This is a genomic window from Methylocaldum sp. 14B (genome assembly GCF_002005105.1).
In the GTDB taxonomy this organism is placed as follows: Bacteria; Pseudomonadota; Gammaproteobacteria; order Methylococcales; family Methylococcaceae; genus Methylocaldum.
The window spans coordinates 30,615-43,640 of the sequence record NZ_MSCV01000022.1; the positions used below are offsets into that span (position 1 = coordinate 30,615).

Sequence of the window (13,026 nt, forward strand, 5' to 3'; positions counted from 1 at the left end):
CTATGGACCCTCGATTGCTTCAGTACTACAACCGCGAGCTGCAGCACATTCGGGAGGTGGGTGCCGAGTTCGCCAAAGAGTTTCCGAAGATTGCGGGCCGGCTGGGGCTGGACGAGTTCGAGTGTTCCGATCCGTACGTCGAGCGCCTGCTCGAGGGGTTTGCGTTTCTCGCGGCGCGGGTTCAACTCAAAATCGACGCCGAATTTCCGCGTTTAACCCAACATCTTCTCGAGGTCGTTTATCCGCATTATCTCTCGCCAACACCCTCGATGGCCGTGGTGCAACTCCAGCCCGATCTTTCCGAGGGCGCGCTGGCCGAGGGATTCTTGGTGCCGCGCGCGACCTCGCTCAGAAGTCAAATCGGCAAAGGTGAGCAAACCGCCTGCGAATATCGGACCGCTCATGACGTCACGCTATGGCCCCTGCAACTGGTGGAAGCGCAATACCTCGCCACGCCCAGCGCAGTCGCCAATTTGGGCGTGCCGACCAAACCCGGCGTGAAGGCCGGGTTACGTCTTTGTCTCCGGACCAGCGCGGGTCTGCACTTCAATCAGCTCAAGCTGGACCGGTTGCCGATTTTCTTGCGCGGTACCGGCGAACTGCCGTTCCGTCTTTACGAGCAATTGCTTGCCGATACGCTTGCGTTGGCGGTCCAACCCGCATCGCGGCCATCGGAATGGGCCGAGATCATCGACCGGACGCCGATATCTCGGCTGGGATTCGGCGATGATGAAGCCTTGTTGCCGTTTGGTCCGCGCTCGTTTCAGGGCTACAGGCTGCTGCAGGAATATTTCGCGTTTCCGGAGCGCTATCTGTTCGTCGGGTTGAACGGCTTACAAAAGGCCGTCAGTCGTTGTGACGGCACCGAGCTCGAGGTCATCGCCCTGTTCAAGCGCGCCGAGCCTCATCTCGTCAACGCCGTCGATGCCGGCAATTTCTCGCTGTTCTGCACGCCGGCGATCAATTTGTTTCCGAAACGCACCGATCGTATTCACTTGACCCATTTCGTGCCGCACTATCATGTCGTGCCGGATCGAACGCGACCGATGGATTACGAGGTCTATGGCGTCAGCGAAGTGACCGGTTACGGAGCCACGCCGTCCGATGAACGGGAGTTCTTGCCGTTCTACGGGTCCAGGAGCGGTTATCGGCGGCGCGACGAGAACGCCTATTACACGCTGCATCGTGAAAAGCGCGTGTTGTCGTCCAAGCAGCGCCGGCAGGGGATGCGCTCCAGCTATATCGGCAGCGAAGTTTTCATCTCGCTGGTCGATGCGGCCGAAGCGCCGTATCGCGGCGATCTGAAACAATTGGGCATGGAAACGCTCTGCACGAATCGCGATTTGCCCCTGCTGATGCCCGTCGGCATGGGCGCTACCGATTTTACCTTGCAGACCGGCGCTCCAGTGCAAGCGATACGGTGTTTGGCCGGTCCGACCAAGCCGAGGCCGTCGTCCGCCGACGGCGAAATGGCGTGGCGTCTGATCAATCATCTGTCGCTCAACTATCTGACGCTGACGGATAGCAGCGAGACCGAAGGTGCGGCGGCGCTTCGCGAGTTGCTCGCCCTTTATGCGGATCCGAATGATGCGACGGTACGCCGTCAAATCGAGGGCGTTCTGTCGATCGGATCCAAGAACGTGGTTCGTCGGGTGGATGCTGCCGGTCCCATTGTATTCGGGCGCGGCTTGGAGATTGCCGTCGAGTTCGACGAATCCGCATTCGAGGGCTCCGGCTGCTTTCTTCTGGGGGCCGTTCTCGAACAATTCTTCGCCCGTTATGTATCGTTGAATTCGTTCGCTGAAACGTCGGTAAGGACGGCGGAACGAGGGGAGATCATGCGATGGCCGCTACGTATCGGGCAGCGACACACGATCTGATCGAGCTCCTTCGCCGCGAGCCCTATCGCTTCGACTTCTTCGAGGCATTGCGGCTGATCGAGTGCCATTACGCGGACAAGCCGAGATTGGGGAAATCGGTTAAAGCCACTGATGATCCGATTCGGTTGAGTCAACAGCCGGAACTCGAGTTTGCGCCGTCGACCCTGGCTTCGTTCGCATCCGGCGCGGACGGTTTTCCGCCGCGTCTGTCGGCGCGTTTTCTTGGGCTGTTCGGACCCAACGGACCCATGCCCCTGCATTTGACCGAGTACGCCCGCGAGCGGGTCCGGCATCATGGCGATCATACGTTTTCGCGTTTCGCGGATGTGTTTCACCACCGGATGCTGTGCCTGTTTTATCGGGCTTGGGCCAATGCCCAGCCTACGGTGTGCCACGATCGCCCCGAATCGGATCGCTTTGCGGCTTATTTGGGCTCCTTTTTCGGGATCGGTGTTCCGTCCGTTCAAAATCGGGACGCCATGCCGGATCGGGCTAAGCTTTACTTTACCGGTCTCTTGGCCGGACAAACCAAGCATCCCGAGGGTCTGCGCGCACTCATCGGCGATTTTTTCGGGATCAGCGTTAGCTTGCGGGAATTCGTCGGCGAATGGATGGAGATCGCGACGCACGAACAGTCCCGGCTTGGAGTTTCGCCCTGCAGTGGGTCCTTGGGGTTGTCCGTAGTCGTGGGCGCCCGGGTTTGGGGTTGCCAGCATAAGTTCCGAATCGTGCTGGGCCCGATGGGAATCGATCGATATCGGGCGCTGCTGCCGGGCGGCGAAAGTTTGGTCGAGTTGATCGCCATCGTACGCAATTACGCCGGGGACGAACTGGTTTGGGATCTGAATCTGGTTCTTCGATATCAGGAAGTCCCATCTTTGCGATTGGATGGCAGCGCGCAACTGGGCTGGACAAGCTGGCTGGGGACGAGACAAGAAGAAAAAGACGCAGACGAGTTGATGCTGAATCCGTTTTTTCGGTGCTCGGCGCTTTGATTCGCCTGCCTGTACAGAGTTGAATTTTCTAAACGATTAAAAACACCGGATCTAGGGGGATCGCTTCATGGGAGAAATCAGCCGGGTCAAGCTTTTCGGCAAGCTTAACCGCATTTGCTACAAAGCTATCGAAAGCGCGACCGTGTTTTGCAAATTGCGGGGCAATCCGTACGTGGAATTGGTGCACTGGCTGCATCAATTGCTTCAGCTTCAGGATTCGGATTTGCACCGCCTCATCAAGCAGTTCGGCATCGATCCGGGCCGCCTCGCCAAGGATTTTACCGAGTCGCTCGACCGCTTGCCGCGGGGAGCTACGTCCATATCCGACCTGTCGTCGCACGTCGAGGAGGCGGTCGAGCGAGGATGGGTATACGGAACGCTAATGTTCGGCGAAAACCAGGTCCGCTCGGGCCACCTGCTCGTCGGCATTTTGAAGACTCGGGGGCTGCGCGGCGAACTGGTCGGCATTTCGAAAGAATTCGAAAAGATCGGCCTCGAAACGCTGACCGAACGGTTGGCTGAGTTTGTTGGCGGTTCGCCCGAAGACGGATTGGCCGCGACCGACGGATTTCAGGCAGGCGGAGCGGCTCCTGGCGAAGCGAGCGGAGCTATATCGCCTGCTGCCATGGGCAAGCAGGAGGCGCTCAAGCAATTTACCGTCGACCTGACGGAACAGGCGAGGCAGGGAAAGATGGACCCTGTCGTGGGACGCGACGAGGAGATCCGCCAGGTCATCGATATCCTTATGCGCCGTCGTCAGAACAATCCCATCCTGACGGGCGAGGCGGGCGTCGGCAAGACCGCGGTCGTCGAAGGATTCGCCCAGAAAATCGTGGCGGGCGATGTGCCGCCGCCTTTGCGCGATGTGAGCTTGCGCACCTTGGATGTCGGGCTCCTCCAGGCCGGGGCCAGCATGAAAGGGGAGTTCGAGAATCGATTGCGGCAAGTCATCGAGGAGGTCCAGGCCTCGCCCAAACCGATCATCCTCTTCATCGACGAGGCTCATACCTTGGTTGGCGCGGGCGGAGCTGCCGGTACCGGCGATGCCGCCAATCTTTTGAAGCCAGCCTTGGCGCGCGGCAACCTGCGCACGGTGGCGGCGACGACCTGGGCGGAATACAAGAAATACATCGAAAAGGATCCGGCATTGACGCGCCGCTTCCAGGTCGTCCAGGTGCACGAACCGAGCGAAGAGAAAGCCATACGCATGATGCGCGGCGTGGTTTCCGTGATGGAAAAGCATCATCGGGTGCAAGTTTTGGACGAGGCGCTGGAATCCGCCGTCAAGCTTTCGCACCGTTATATCCCGGCGCGTCAGCTCCCCGACAAAGCCGTCAGCCTTCTCGACACCGCCTGCGCCCGCGTTGCCATAAGCCAGCACGCGGTGCCGCCCGAGGTGGACGATTGCCGAAAGCGCATACAAGCACTCGAAACCGAGCTGGACATCATCGGCCGGGAACGTTCCGTAGGGATCGACACGACAGCCCGCGAAAACCGCGCGCTAGCCGAACTGGAGGCCGAACGTGAGAGGCTGGCGGCGCTGGAAGGCCGCTGGAACTCCGAAAAGGAAGTGGTCGAAAAGATTCTGGCCCTGCGTCAGCAACTTCGGGAGCAGACCGGAAAAGTTGAAGGCACCGGCAGCTCCTTGGAGCAGGCGGCGGAACAGGCGGAACCCGCACCCGCCGTCGACCGGGATGCGCTGTTGTCCGAACTCAAGGACCTGCAAAGTCGGCTGCACGCGTTGCAAGGCGAACATCCGCTGATCCTGCCCACTGTCGACGGCCAAGCGGTCGCTTCCGTAGTCCAGGATTGGACCGGCATTCCCGTCGGACGCATGGTTAAGAACGAGGTCGAAACCGTGCTGAAGCTGGCCGATATCCTGGAACAGCGCATCATTGGCCAACGCCACGCCTTGGAAATGATTGCCAAGCGTATTCAGACCTCCCGTGCCGGTCTCGATAACCCCAATAAGCCGATCGGCGTCTTCATGTTGGCCGGCAGTTCGGGCGTCGGCAAGACCGAAACCGCCCTGGCTTTGGCCGAGGCTCTCTACGGCGGCGAGCAGAACGTCATCACCATCAATATGAGCGAATATCAGGAGGCGCACACCGTATCGACCCTCAAGGGTGCTCCGCCGGGTTACGTCGGTTACGGCGAGGGTGGCGTTCTGACCGAAGCGGTAAGGCGTAGGCCCTATAGCGTGGTGTTGCTGGACGAAGTCGAAAAAGCCCATCCCGACGTTCACGAGATCTTCTTCCAAGTATTCGACAAGGGCTGGATGGAGGACGGCGAAGGCCGGGTGATCGACTTCAAGAACACCCTGATTCTCCTGACTACCAACGCGGGGACGGACCTGATCATGAATCTGTGCAAAGACCCGGAACTGATGCCCGAACCCGACGGCATCGCCAAGGCTCTGCGCGAACCCTTGCTCAAGGTTTTCCCGCCTGCCTTGTTAGGCCGCCTGGTCGTCATTCCTTATTACCCGTTGAGCGACGAAATGATCGGTGCCATTGCGCGGCTGCAGCTCGGCCGCATCGAAAAGCGCATCCGGGAAACCCACAAGGTGCCGTTCAGTTATGACGACGAGGTGATCAAACTCATCACCAACCGTTGCACCGAGCTCGAGAGCGGCGGGCGCATGATCGACGCGATTTTGACCAATACCGTGTTGCCGAGGATCAGCGAAGAGTTCTTGATCCGGATGATGGACGGGAACGCCATAGAGCGGGTGCATATCGACGTGCAGGATGGACAATTCGGCTACCGGTTTGAATAAAAAATAAGGCCGCGACAAAGTCTCGGCAGCATCCTCGTGGTGACCCTGTTGCTACGAGTCTGTAATCAAAACAAGAGTACGAACCTGAGGGGGAAATTCGGATGGACGTGTTCACCGAAGTCTATGACAAGAGTATCGAGTTGCTTAAGACGTCATCGCTGCAAAAGGACTGGAAAGACATCGAGTCCGGATTGAAGAAGCTGCTTCAATCCGATGGTCCGTCGGTCGATGCCGCACCGGTACTCGACAAGCTGCGCAAGCAGTTGGAAGAAGCCGCGAAGGGGAAAGCCTTGAGCGGCCGCGCGCAGTCCCAGGAGATCCTCAGCGCCTGTCAGACCGGCAGTTCCGGCTACCAAGACCGTGCGGCGTGCATCAAGCAGTTCCGGCATTTCTATCTGGTGGCGAAGAAAGGTAACCAGAGCATATGGGTTGTCGACTCTCCGAAGCACTATGGCAAGTGGACCTATGATCTCTTCGCCGGGAGGAACGAAGCCCAACTCAAATCGGATCTCAACCACTGGCGCGAGGTGTTCGGTGAGGGTAATCGGAAGATGATGTCCGAGGCGCTTCAGCTCGCCCGCAAGTGGAGTTCCGATGTGGAGGTCAAGCTGAGCGGCAAGTCCGGGGATGCGAACGACACGATCCGCCGCTGGTTTCACACCGACGGTGCCAAGGCCGGTGATCTCGATGCCAGCCGGGGCAAACTGCTCGACGGATTCAAGAAGATCACAGCGGCCTGTAATTCCGGCAAGGTGATATTTTCCGACCGTCCCCACAAGCGCGCGGACGGGTCGATGAAAAACACCTTCGCCTCGGTCAACAGCTTGGACGTCATGCCGGTGATCTACATTTACGAATTGTTTCTGCGCACCGGCAAGCGTACGCGTCTCGGAAACATTCCGAAGCTGTGGCTGTGCGCCCTGACGGTAGTCCACGAATTATCCCACAAGCTGGTTAAGACCGAAGACATCCGTTACGACTACGACGGACTCAAGCCCGGCAACGGATTCAAAACCGAAGATGCCTTGAACAACGCCGATAGCTGGGCTTACTTCGCCGGTGATCTTGTCGGCGCGATTCCCAAAAGTGCGATCAAGGAAGCACTAAGCTAAACCAGACGATTGCCCCATGTGCACACTTTTCCGGCAAAGACTTTGTAAGCTCATCATCGTGGCTGCGACGGTGTTTCCTATATTCGCATGGGGCGACGCAGCTACGCTGCCCCAAATAAAGGAGTCAGGCATGGAATCTTCCAAGAGACGTGCGCCGGCGGCGAAGCCGGTCACCCACAAAGGCATACGCTACGAGCAACTGCGTGCGGCGCGCTCACGAGGCTTCGGACAGAGCGGCGGCGTTATCGCGGCGGTCGACGAAGCCAGCGGTCAGGAACTCTGGACCTTGCAATTGTATACCACGCAGTACGACCCCCACGAGGAAACCGATGCACAGGAGGTTTATATCGAGGAACTGCGTATCGATAAGAAGTCCGAGACGTTGATCGCACGCGACGAGCGCGGGCGCACGTTTATAGTCAATCTCAAGGATCGCACGGTCACCGAAAAGCACTAGGCGACTGGGGCGTCCGACGGGCTGGAGCGCGGCGCAGGACGCACGAACACGGCGAATTGGCTCGGGTTTTCTGATTCGCTCGATGGAGGCGAATCCCATCGATCGAGGGCACTGAGTGTCCCGGATCAGGGATTTGGGTACGGGTTCGGGTCATTTTTTCAAAAAACGCGGCATAAAATGCTGCACGTGAGCCCCGACGGGGATTAGGAGAAAGCATGGCCGAGCAGACTGCTCGTGATTTGGTGGCGTACAAGAACTACACGCCGACGGGTCTCACTGAGACGAGACTAACCAGAAAGCTTACCCTGGACCAGGAGTGGGTATTCGGTGGATCGGGCGGCGTCGATATCATGATCAAGTTCGACAAGAACTTTTTCAAAAAGCACCTGTTTACTTACTCCAAGAAAACCAATGAGGTCGCACAGATCGCCTTCTTCCTCTCAAAGGAGGCCGGCGACCCGCCCGGCAGAGAAATGGACTTCTGGCTCCAGGCCGAATTGATCAAGCTCAATCAAAAACTTCGGAAGGCGCTGGAACACCGTGCAGAAGCCTATCGGTGCACTTGCGGGCACTATCTGATCTCTCACGCCTGTACAAACTGCGGGCATGGCCCGGCAAAACACAAGACCGGGAGTGGGGCGAATTGCGCATGCAAGGAAGACACTGGTGCCGGAATAAAATGCGGCTGCACCACCTATACCAACAGATGTGTCGAATCCGGCTGCGCTTGCGGCGGGTTTACGAATACACCGACAGGGGCGTACGCAACATCCCGAAGCAATAGCGGAAAGGGACCCGATAACCCTTTGCAAGGAGCTCCTACGCAAGTAAATACGTGCATTATTCTCGACCGGATACCCATGGAAAAATTCAAAGACGTGGTCATCAAATCGTTCGAGACCGCAGAAACGACATCCCACACCTGGGCGATCAATACCGAAAAACACCTGACATGGGATTTCGGAATCGCAAACTGTGTGGTCAATGCTTCGCTTGGGCAAGCTCCGAAAGATTGGACAACCAGCACCGGTGTAACGGTATCGGCCAAAAAACTCAGTTTTACCCCGGCCAGCAGCGGAAAGCGGGACCTGTACACTTATCAGGTTTTCCACTTGAGCAATTGACGCGAGATACCGGTATAGCGGACTTACAAAGGCAATCTAGGATGTCCGAGATATCCGGTGTAAGGTCCGTAGATCAAGGCCAAACCCATCCTGTGTATCATCCGGATCGTATTTCGACCCCAGAGATGCATAGGATGAGCTAAGTAGCTTCTATAATTTCCTCTTGTGTTCCTTTAATCCCGATTCATTTTCTATTAGGCGTTATTTCGAATGGAGATTACATAAATGCCGCTAGCACAACCGAATACGAGAGGAGTATTCCCGGCGACGATGGGAGGGCAACCCATACCCGAGATAAAGGTCGCGGATAATACTGCATTAAGCGATATGGAAGATATCCATTTTGGTATGAATATCGATGAGGCCGTCAATGCCGATCTTTATCGGGATCTCGATCGCGGAAATCCGGTGGAGGCCGACCTTGTCGGCCTTGGCGCAAGAACCATCGATATCAAGCGGCGCGGCGGGAGAACCGCGGAGGATGACTGGGAAATACACTGGGGAAATGCGAGAGCGCGCGGGCTCAAAGGCATGGACGACACGAAGTTCCAAAACTTTAACCAGGCTAGGCCCATTAAGCACCGCCAGTTTCCGGCGGGTGCGCATCTGGGCGGCGTCGACGTAGGGGGAACGAACAAAGAATATAGCCTCGGTGCCACCACAAAAGCGGATACCGAAGGCCTTGAAATGGGTACGAGGTGGTCCAAAACCGCGCTTGAATATTCGCTGGCGCATGGCGGCGGAAAAATCCATTTTCACCTGGACGGAATGGGTGAATTATCCGGTATTTTCGATAAAACCGGGGATTATGGCTATAACGTCACCAGCCGCGAACTGCGGTACGTCAAGAGATTCTGGATGAGATTCCAGCATAAGGTGATATTTTATAACGGATATACGGCCGCTCTATTGCCGGTGATTGTCTGTCCTCCCTGGATACCGAACTGGGAACCGGATAGCGCGACGAACACGTGCCGGGTATGCAATAAGGAATTCAGCAGAGTATTTCCGGTCCGGTGGCGTCATCACTGCCGCTTGTGCGGCAAGAATGTTTGCGACGTCTGTTCGCCCGACCGCGTCCGGTTGACGTTTCCGGTTCAGCGGCCCGGGCACGTACGTGAAACCGGCCCGGTAAGGGTCTGTAGACCCTGTTATTTGGCCTTCAATCGTGCGCTTCCCGCTCCGATATAAGCGTCGGCGATGCTGAAAAAGAAAGGCCCGAATTTCCACGCTCTGTACTATTCCGAAAGTTGATCTATGTTGGACGACGAACCGTCAGATTTCCGCATCGAGGAAGTAACCCCCGAGTTGGCGTTGAGCGGTGCGATTCGCTTGCTGCAAGCGAATCGCCTCGATGACGCCGAGCGGATTTTCAGCGTACTACTGGAGAATTATCCGGACATTCCCGAAATTCTTCATTTCTACGGCATCCTCGCGCATCGGAGAGGCAGAGACGATCTGGCCGTCGAGTCGATCGAAAAGGCCATCGCCATTGCGCCGACCTATGCCGATGCGTACAACAACCTCGGCAACATCTATAACAAGGCCGGCAAGCCCGAAAAGGCGGTGGACGCCTACCGGCGCGCGATCGAGCTGAATCCCGGAAACGTTGCTGCGCACAACAATCTCGGCACCGTTCTCAAGGATCTGGAGCGCTTCGAGGAAGCCGCGGAGCAATTCGCCAAGGCGATCGAACTGATGCCGGACAACGCCGAGCTCTATCACAATTTCGGAAACGTATTCCGGAAGCAGGGCAAATTCGGGGAGGCCGCCCAGGCTTACCGCAGAGCGATCAATCTCCGGCCGTACCGCTCGGACGATTACGAAAATCTTTGCCATGTGCTGTACCTGCAAGGCTTGGTCGAGGAAGCATTGCCCACGATCCGTCAATGGCTGGAACACGATCCGACCAATCCTCTGGCGCTGCACCGGCTGCATTCGTATGCCGGGACGGACGTCCCGGCGCGCGCTTCGGACGACTACGTCCGCATGACGTTCGACAGCTTTGCCGATAGTTTCGATTACGTGCTTAAGGGACTCGACTATCGGGCTCCGGGTTTGGTCAAGGAAGCCGTCGCCGCATTGTACGATCGGGATCGAGTCGACCTCGAAGTGCTCGACGTCGGCTGCGGGACCGGGCTGTGCGGGGAATTCTTGCGTCCTTATGCGCGTCGGCTGACCGGCGTGGATCTGTCCGTCAAAATGCTGGAGAAGGCCCATGCCAGACGGCAATACGACGATTTGATCGAGAGTGAATTAACAGCCTACATCGGACGGCACACGGATCGGTTCGACCTGATCGTCTCCGCCGATACGCTGGTTTATTTCGGCGATTTGAGCGCGGTTTTCGAGCGGGTAGGGCGGGCACTGCGCCGGGGCGGATACTTCATTTTCACGGTGGAACGTAACGACGAGCGGCCGTCCGAAGGGTACAAGATCAATCTCCACGGGCGTTACAGCCATACGGAGGATTACCTGCAACGTGAGCTGGAAAGCGCCGGGCTTTCCCTTCGGAGGGGCGAGCAGCAGATGTTGCGCTACGAGGCCGGTGTGCCTGTGGAAGGGTTTCTGATCGTTGCCGCGCGGTCTTGAATTCGGTGGTTGCTCGCTGCGACCGGAAAGGTGTCTCGGGCGGAATCGCCTGAAATCATCGGTCTATATCCCAGGTTTGTTAGTATTCGACAAATTGTCTCCAATCATTCTAATGGGTTAGTTTTATGTCGTTCACCCAGGATTTCCGCTCCGCTTCCGTAACGAGTCCTTTGGGCAAAGACGTCTTGTTGTTCTTCCGAATGCAGGGGCGGGAGGAATTCAGCCGTTCGTTCGAGCTTGAAGTGGATTTGCTCAGCGAGAATCGGAATATCGCCGCCAAGGACGTTCTGGGAAAGAAACTGACCGTCGCGCTTGAACTTTCCAACGGGGGCAAACGTTATTTCAACGGCTATGCCGTTCAATTCAGCCAGGAACCCGATCTCGGCGAATTCGCGCATTACCGGGCGGTTTTGCGGCCGTGGCTATGGTTTCTGACGCGCAAGACGAATTGCCGCATTTTTCAGGACAAAACCGTACCGGAGATCGTCAAGGCCATTTTCGAGGAGCATGGCTTCAGCGGCGACATTCAGGAATCGCTGAGCGAAACCTATCGGCAGCGCGAATACTGCGTACAGTATCGCGAAAGCGACTTCGATTTCGTCAATCGGCTCCTGGAAGAAGAAGGCATCTACTATTTCTTCAAGCACGAAAGCGACAAGCACATTCTCAATCTCATCGATTCCGCCAATGCCCACTCGGCGGTTTCCGGGTATGCGGAAGTCCCTTTCTTTCCCCCGGAGAATCAAGAACGGCGGCTCCGGGATCACATCTTCGCCTGGTCCTTCAAGCGGGTTATTCAGCCTGGGACTTACACGGTCAACGATTTCGACTTTGAAAAGCCCAAAGCCTCCTTGATCGAAAAGACAAACCGGCCGACGGAGGACGATTACAGCAAATACGAACAATACGATTATCCGGGAGGATACGTTGCGAATGCCGACGGGTCGCATTACTCGAAAGTGCGGTTGGAGGCGCTCCAGTCGGATTACGAGCGGTTTTCGGGCGAGGGTAACGTCGCGGGCCTGGAAGTCGGAGCCTTGTTCAAGCTGATCGATCATCCCCGGCAGGATCAGAACAAGGAATACGTGGTTACCGGAATGGAATTCCGGCTGCAATCCAACCGCTATAAGTCGGCGAGCGACTCGGCCGGCGATTTCGCGGAGAAGCTCGGCATTTCCGCCATTGCCAAGACGCAGCAGTTTCGTGCCGCCCATCGCACGCCGAGACCCATGGTTCGCGGGCCGCAAACCGCCATAGTGGTCGGCAAATCGGGCGAGGAAATCTGGACCGACCAATATGGACGCGTGAAGGTCAAGTTTCACTGGGACCGCGCGGAGAATCGGGACGAGACCAGTTCGTGCTGGGTGCGGGTGTCCCAGCCGTGGGCGGGAAAAGGATGGGGAGCGATTGCGATACCCCGTATCGGCCAGGAAGTGATCGTTGATTTTCTCGAAGGCAATCCGGATCAGCCGATCATTACCGGCCGCGTCTACAACGCGGAGCAGACCGTGCCCTATGCCTTGCCCGGCAAGGCCACGCAAACCGGCATCAAATCGCGCAGCAGCAAGGGCGGGGGACAGGACAATTTCAACGAGATCCGCATGGAGGACGATAAGGGGAAGGAGGAAATCTATATCCATGCCGAGAAAGACATGAATGTGGTTGTCGAAAACAGCGCCACGCTCAAGGTCGGTTTCGACAAGAAGGACCCCGGCGATCAGACGATAGACATCTACAATCACCGGACGACGACCCTGGAGCAGGGCAACGACAAGCTGCAGCTCAAGCAGGGCAATCGGGAAGTGGTGCTGGACATGGGCAACCACACCTTGTCGATCAAACAGGGGAATCAGGAGACCAAGATCGATCTGGGCAAAAGCACGCTGGAGGCGATGCAGTCGATCGAACTCAAGGTCGGGCAGAACAGTATCAAGATTGATCAAAGCGGCATCACGATCAAAGGCATGATGGTCAATATCGAGGGAACCAGCATGGCGGAACTGAAATCGCCCATGACGACGGTAAAGGGCGACGGAATGCTGACCGCCAAGGGCGGTATCGTCATGATCAATTAACCGAGTTGTAAT

General features: G+C 57.1%; 9 protein-coding genes. 8 read left to right on the plus strand and 1 reads right to left on the minus strand.

The features are described from left to right. The first annotated feature begins 2 nt into the window (after positions 1-2). The 6 genes from tssF to B2A78_RS16035 all read left to right on the plus strand — a co-directional run bounded on the left by tssF (position 3) and on the right by B2A78_RS16035 (position 8,347). Positions 3-1,880, plus strand: coding sequence for a type VI secretion system baseplate subunit TssF (tssF, locus tag B2A78_RS16010; protein ID WP_077731014.1), 1,878 nt, complete (start codon positions 3-5; stop codon positions 1,878-1,880). Then, complete coding sequence (tssG, locus tag B2A78_RS16015; RefSeq protein ID WP_077731015.1) at positions 1,844-2,875, plus strand: type VI secretion system baseplate subunit TssG; 1,032 nt, start codon at positions 1,844-1,846, stop codon at positions 2,873-2,875. The genes tssF and tssG overlap by 37 nt, the downstream gene beginning before the upstream one ends. A 67-nt stretch (positions 2,876-2,942) precedes the next feature. After that, positions 2,943-5,654, plus strand: coding sequence for a type VI secretion system ATPase TssH (gene tssH / locus B2A78_RS16020; RefSeq protein WP_077731016.1), 2,712 nt, complete (start codon positions 2,943-2,945; stop codon positions 5,652-5,654). Between the two features lie 101 nt (positions 5,655-5,755). Further along, on the plus strand, positions 5,756-6,766 hold the full coding sequence (locus B2A78_RS16025) for a M35 family metallo-endopeptidase (protein ID WP_077731017.1): 1,011 nt from the start codon (positions 5,756-5,758) through the stop codon (positions 6,764-6,766). A gap of 130 nt (positions 6,767-6,896) precedes the next feature. Then, a complete protein-coding gene (locus tag B2A78_RS16030) occupies positions 6,897-7,223 on the plus strand; it encodes a hypothetical protein (protein ID WP_077731018.1) in 327 nt (108 codons plus the stop codon). Between the two features lie 215 nt (positions 7,224-7,438). Then, positions 7,439-8,347, plus strand: coding sequence for a DUF2934 domain-containing protein (locus tag B2A78_RS16035; RefSeq protein ID WP_077731019.1), 909 nt, complete (start codon positions 7,439-7,441; stop codon positions 8,345-8,347). 318 nt (positions 8,348-8,665) lie between these two features. Here the strand turns inward: B2A78_RS16035 and B2A78_RS26705 are convergent, their stop codons facing one another. Next, the gene (locus B2A78_RS26705) at positions 8,666-9,100 is read right to left on the minus strand and encodes a hypothetical protein (RefSeq protein WP_240502561.1); all 435 of its coding nucleotides are present in this window, start codon (positions 9,098-9,100) and stop codon (positions 8,666-8,668) included. A 504-nt stretch (positions 9,101-9,604) separates the two neighbouring features. Between B2A78_RS26705 and B2A78_RS16045 the strand changes: the two genes are divergently transcribed. Together B2A78_RS16045 and B2A78_RS16050 are read left to right on the plus strand one after the other, a co-directional pair. Further along, positions 9,605-10,939 (plus strand): tetratricopeptide repeat protein, encoded by a 1,335-nt coding sequence (locus B2A78_RS16045; RefSeq protein ID WP_077731021.1) that lies wholly within the window; start codon positions 9,605-9,607, stop codon positions 10,937-10,939. Between the two features lie 125 nt (positions 10,940-11,064). Then, positions 11,065-13,014 carry a type VI secretion system tip protein VgrG gene (locus B2A78_RS16050; RefSeq protein ID WP_077731022.1) on the plus strand — a complete coding sequence of 650 codons (1,950 nt, stop codon included), beginning with the start codon at positions 11,065-11,067 and terminating at the stop codon, positions 13,012-13,014. Positions 13,015-13,026: the final 12 nt, after the last annotated feature.

Coding starts and splice junctions, on each gene's coding strand:
- tssF (WP_077731014.1), top strand. CDS start 3: ATGGACCCTCGATTGCTTCAGTACTACAACCGCGAGCTGCAGCACATT.
- tssG (WP_077731015.1), top strand. CDS start 1,844: ATGGCCGCTACGTATCGGGCAGCGACACACGATCTGATCGAGCTCCTT.
- tssH (WP_077731016.1), top strand. CDS start 2,943: ATGGGAGAAATCAGCCGGGTCAAGCTTTTCGGCAAGCTTAACCGCATT.
- B2A78_RS16025 (WP_077731017.1), top strand. CDS start 5,756: ATGGACGTGTTCACCGAAGTCTATGACAAGAGTATCGAGTTGCTTAAG.
- B2A78_RS16030 (WP_077731018.1), top strand. CDS start 6,897: ATGGAATCTTCCAAGAGACGTGCGCCGGCGGCGAAGCCGGTCACCCAC.
- B2A78_RS16035 (WP_077731019.1), top strand. CDS start 7,439: ATGGCCGAGCAGACTGCTCGTGATTTGGTGGCGTACAAGAACTACACG.
- B2A78_RS26705 (WP_240502561.1), bottom strand. CDS start 9,100: ATGGATTTTTCCGCCGCCATGCGCCAGCGAATATTCAAGCGCGGTTTT.
- B2A78_RS16045 (WP_077731021.1), top strand. CDS start 9,605: ATGTTGGACGACGAACCGTCAGATTTCCGCATCGAGGAAGTAACCCCC.
- B2A78_RS16050 (WP_077731022.1), top strand. CDS start 11,065: ATGTCGTTCACCCAGGATTTCCGCTCCGCTTCCGTAACGAGTCCTTTG.